This window comes from Anaerolineae bacterium (assembly GCA_016931895.1).
Lineage (GTDB): Bacteria > Chloroflexota > Anaerolineae > 4572-78 > J111 > JAFGNV01.
In genome coordinates, this window is sequence record JAFGDY010000117.1 from 1 (window position 1) to 4,979 (window position 4,979).

General features: G+C 51.4%; 6 protein-coding genes. All 6 read right to left on the minus strand.

Annotated elements, in window-relative coordinates:
- Positions 1-280: hypothetical protein (locus JW953_09055; protein MBN1992842.1), on the minus strand; the 280-nt coding region annotated here is incomplete at its 3' end.
- A 246-nt stretch (positions 281-526) separates the two neighbouring features.
- Complete coding sequence (locus tag JW953_09060; GenBank protein ID MBN1992843.1) at positions 527-1,873, minus strand: AI-2E family transporter; 1,347 nt, start codon at positions 1,871-1,873, stop codon at positions 527-529.
- 64 nt (positions 1,874-1,937) lie between these two features.
- Positions 1,938-2,321, minus strand: a complete 384-nt coding sequence (locus JW953_09065; protein ID MBN1992844.1) for a hypothetical protein — start codon at positions 2,319-2,321, stop codon at positions 1,938-1,940.
- 48 nt (positions 2,322-2,369) lie between these two features.
- Positions 2,370-3,800: an RNB domain-containing ribonuclease gene (locus JW953_09070; GenBank protein MBN1992845.1), complete on the minus strand. Its 1,431-nt coding sequence runs from the start codon at positions 3,798-3,800 to the stop codon at positions 2,370-2,372.
- Between the two features lie 232 nt (positions 3,801-4,032).
- Positions 4,033-4,188, minus strand: a complete 156-nt coding sequence (locus tag JW953_09075; GenBank protein ID MBN1992846.1) for a hypothetical protein — start codon at positions 4,186-4,188, stop codon at positions 4,033-4,035.
- Positions 4,189-4,311: 123 nt separating this feature from the next.
- Positions 4,312-4,979, minus strand: a 668-nt coding sequence (locus JW953_09080) for a PH domain-containing protein (protein ID MBN1992847.1), incomplete at its 5' end; no start/stop codon positions are given.

Here is a 4,979-nt window from a genome sequence, read left to right on the forward strand (position 1 = left end):
GTTCGGCCAGTTCGTGTTTGCGCTCAGCCCCATCACAATACTCAACGGGAATGTTATGTTGCTGGGCATAGGCTTTCAGCCGACGAGCAAAACGACCCGCCATGCGGATCAAGTGAGCCTTGTCCAGATGGTCATCCGAACCATGCAAACGACGCCACCATTGACGAAAACCACCCGGACTGTATCCCAGCCGGAAATAGGCATTGAGCACGATCCGGTCTGGACAATCGTAACTGCCCTGGAGCAAGTCTTCATAGGTGGCCGTCAATTGGTCTTGCATATTATTTACTCCTTCATCTCTGTGATGAAGTGAACTTAAGCAAAGACTCAAATATTGTCAAATGCCCGTAGGGCTTTATTTGTTGAGCGAAGCCTCAGCAAATTGCTAGGCTCTAACCGATTATCTTCTTGTATTTTGGGCAAGAAAATGAGGTTGAGAGCTTATCCACTTTTTAGTTCTGGCTCGTCCAGATTAGGGCATTGGTAGAGAGGAAAATTAGTTATTAGTTTAGAGTTACCCTTTTCTCTACTCGCCCTGCTCCGATCTTACCTTATCTAGGCCCTGGCCCTCCTGTAAGGATTTAGATTGAGGCTCTTGCTCTTTCTTAGCCGGCTTCCAACGGTTTGACCACTGAGCGATGAACCGTCGCCACCAAGCCCACAGCCCTTGAAGTCGTTCTTGCCACAAAATCGATTCTTCGTTTGGCGCTTCCTGAGTAGGGGGAAACGGATCCTGGCCTAGAATTTTGGCGTACAGATAACTCATAATTTCTTTGCCCGAGGCGATCACCGGCGCGGCCAGCAGCGCGCCGGCAATACCGGCGACGGTGGCCCCAACGACAACGCCTCCCATAATGACCAAGGGATGTAACTTAACCGCCCCACCCAGAACCCGAGGCACAATAAAGTTGTTTTCCACCTGTTGCACCAGAATGTAGAAACCTATCACCATTAAAGCAAAAATGAAATTGTTAACCTCCCAATAAGCCGAGCCTTGCAGCAAGGCCACAACGATGGCCGGAACGACGGCGATGAAAGGGCCAAAATTGGGAATAAGTTCCAGTAGACCGGCTATAACGGCCAGACTGAAAGCGCCCGGCAGGCCCAAGGCGCTGTTGCCAATTAAAGTGATCGTCCCGACGGTAAACATCAGAATGATCTGCCCTCTAAAGTAGGCCCGCCAGGTTACGCTCAGCCGGTTCAGGAGTGTGGCTATTTCCGGGCGGTAGGCTTCGGGGACAACCCTTAAGAACCTGGGGCCTAGTTTATTGGCATCCAGGCTGAAATAAATGGAGTACACGAGGATCAGGATCAGCGCCAGCGCGCCCGTAACTACCGATCCGGCCAGGTTGGTCGCTACCCCGAGCGTGAGAGACAAGGCCGGACGAACGGATGTAAAAATGTTCTCATAGGAGGGCAGCACCATAACCTTGGTCAGGCTGGTGTTACGTAGCGCCTCCAGGGCCGGTTTAACTACACTCGAAAGATCGATACTAAAGCCCAGGATCGAGGTTTGTACCTGGCTGAGGGTAACCAATGTTTCTTCGGTCCAGCGGAACAGGTTCTCGGTCAGAGCCTGATAATTGATGCCGGCAATAACATTAAAACCATCAATAACAGGGGGAAGCATGACCAGGGGGGCCAGGAGTATGACTACAATCAACACCAGGTACGAGAGCAGAGTAGCCAACACCCGGGGTATTTTCAGACGCTTGTGGAGAAAAGTGACCACCGGCATTAATAAGAAGGCCACCAAAGCCGCAATACCAAAGATCTTCAACACCGGGGCACTGAGATAGAGGAGATATAACCCAAACAGGGCCATGCCTACTGCTACAATGTGTTTGGTTGTTTTATTCCATTCTGTACTCAATAAGGTCCTCCAGAGATAATAATTAAGGGGGTGCCTTACCCTATGTAGGCGTATGGTCTCCTTATTAAATCAGAAAACGCTCTCGAACTTTTGCCGCAATCTGGCGATCCGTCATATTGTCCACAGTTTCAATAGCAAGGATATTTCCTTTGATTCCGGCGTGCTCAAGACGTTTTTCCAGCTCGCCTTTGGCCTCACCAGGGCCAAATATTTGGATAGTGTCTGCGTCACGAATAACAGCGATGACTTCATCGTAGTAGCTGTTGAGATCGTTCTCAAATCGCCGGTCTCGCATGTCCTCCACCACGCCATCCTGTGCTGAACCACCAGCAAATCGGACATGTTTCTCTACATTTGATTCTATTAGTCTTGTTTCTTCGCCTTCGTCTACGATAGTCACAATAACGGCCTGCCTATGGTCAATCCACAAACCCACTTGCCTTTTCATAAGATTTCTCCTCTGCTCATTTTGAATACGGAAGCGCGATTTTCTGTATCAATGCTTTGCTGAATTAATTTTCCTAAAATCAATAAATCCCCGCTCAACATTTATAGATATCAACTTTACGCGCACCCGGTCGCCGACATCAAGGCCCTCGAATCCATGAACCAGCTTCCCTTCAACAGGCACAGTGAGCAGCCGGACCCAGGTGCCTTTCTCGGAAGCGCCCGTGACAATGGAATCAAACTCTTCTCCGATTCTCGACTCAAGGAGAAGCGCCGCCGCAGATTTGCCAACCTGCCGTTCAACTTTGTTAACGGCATCTTCTTCTTTGGTACAATGCTGCGCCAGAACTCCCAGTTCATCCTGGCTATAGGGCGAAGGTTTTCCTTCTATGGCCGCCTTCAATAAGCGTTGGGTGATTAAATCGGTATAGCGACGATTAGGGGCGGTGGAATGGGCATAGTCTTTAACCGCGAGACCAAAGTGGCCGGGGGCAGTGTCTCCTGGAAGTTCGGCCATGTATTCACCCGCTCCTAAAAGTTTGATCACCGCCAGAGATAGGTCGGGAAAGCGCAGCGGATCGGCGGCTTTCTCCTGGATTAGAAACTTATCCAGTGCTCTTGAATCGGGGGTATCAGGCAGCCTGAACCCGTGTTCCCCGGCCAGTTCGACAATTCGTGCCCAGCGTTTGGGCACGCGGACCACCCGGCGGATCGAAGGGAGGTTTTTTGACGAGAGGTACCGGGCGGTCACGCCGTTGGCCGCGATCATAAAATCTTCAACAATCTCCTTGGCGCGGTTCTTTTCTTCCACAGCCAGGTCACGGATTTGATCGCCGTCAAAGATGGGTCGCGCTTCAATGGTTTCAAGGCTAAGCGCCCCGTGCATATGCCGGAAATTCTTCATCCTTTGAGCGACCTTGTCTTGCAGGCGCAGATTCTCAGCCAGTCCCTTGGCGGCAGCGATAGCCTCAGGCACGGCCCCCTTCCCTTCCAGCCATGCGGCCACGCTGTTATAGGCGAGTTTCGCATGGTTGCGGACACGCGCCCGGTAGATATCCGAGTCCTGTAGGGAACCGTCCGCGCCAATCACCATTTCAACGACAACGGCTAAACGATCCTCATTAAAATTCAGTGAGGTGAGGTTGGTGGACAGCTTTTCAGGCAGCATGGGGAATATCCCGGCGGCGGTATAAACCGAGGTCGTATTATGGCGAGCGTCCTCGTCAATGGCTGAGCCATTTTTAACGAGCGAGTCCACATCAGCCACAGCAACCAGAATTTTTACTTTGTCTCCCGGGCTGGCCTCGGCCACGGTAAGCTGATCCAGGTCGCGGGAGTCATCGTTGTCAATAGAAGCCCACAGCAGGTCTCTCAGGTCACGAATCGATTCCGCGTTCATTGCTACGGCGGGCGACTGCATCTGGTCCAGTTCGGCGCGCGCTTCGGCAGAAAAGTCAGGGAGCAAGCCCCGCTCAAGCATTGCTTGCTGGGCGATGTTCTGTAAAATAGCACGGTCCTGTTTATTGTTCACATTCACTAGGATATACCTCCCGTTTTGATCCAAAAATCATTAACCGGAATAAATTTAACCAACGCCGTGTAATGAATGGAGCGTAGCGGAGTAAAGAATCCCCACCACAACCAGGCGGAGATTCTTCGCTTCGCTCAGAATAACATGGCAAGAGCGCGGGAACTTGTATTTTTGCGAGTCCTTACCGGCCAAGCAGGATTAAAACACCCGCCGCGATGGCGAGGATACCCATGATCAAGGGCAGGCCCTGAAAGCTGAAACCGAGCAGCGCAATCAGCCCGGTCAGGATAAGCCAGATGGCCAGTAAGAGCATTCCCAGATTCTTTGTTAGTTTCATAACGTTCACCTCCTTAACTGTTTATAATTTTACGATATAGCCCGGATAGCAACCTTACAACAATGATGATAATGAGCAACACATGGATGAGATTACCGGAGTTCGGGCTGGCCGATTGAAAATCTACAACCTGGCCAGTACTTGCGCTTTCTGCTGCTGGAATTCTTTGTCCGTCAATAGCCCCTGTTCCCGCAAATTGTCTAATTGCTCAATCGGCCCGGCGATATCTACCTCTGAGCGATGCTCCAGCCCAGCCTGCCCGTGTTCCAGTTTCTCTTTGGCATTCAGCATCGCCGTCTTCAAGTGGATGGGCTGCGCTATGTAAGTGAACCGGTTGACCCCCAACTCGCTGGCAGTCAGAATTTCAAGGTCCCCATAATCCAACAACCGCCCCGCCAAGGATTGTTCCAGTTTGACATCATTGACCTTCTCCAGGGAAGAATCCGTTACCTCTTTGCTGAACACCCCGGAGATTTGGATCACCCGCCAGTCGGTGACGATATATTGCCGGCTCGTCCAGATGATAACATCCCGCAGCAGGCCCAGTAAGGGCAGGATGAGTAAGAGGTAGGCCAGGGGAACCACCAGCGATTGGGGCAGCCAGATCCGCCAGATGAGGGTAATCAGGATGATCAGACCCAAGGCCAGCACGCTTTTGACCAGCATTTGACCGAGCAAGATCAGCCAATGTTGGCGGGTGACGAAGATCTTGAATTTAGAATAAAAAATGGGCGGGCTGCGAGTTGCGCAGAACCGCCCTTGGGTAGAGAATTTGGCTATGAACACACAAA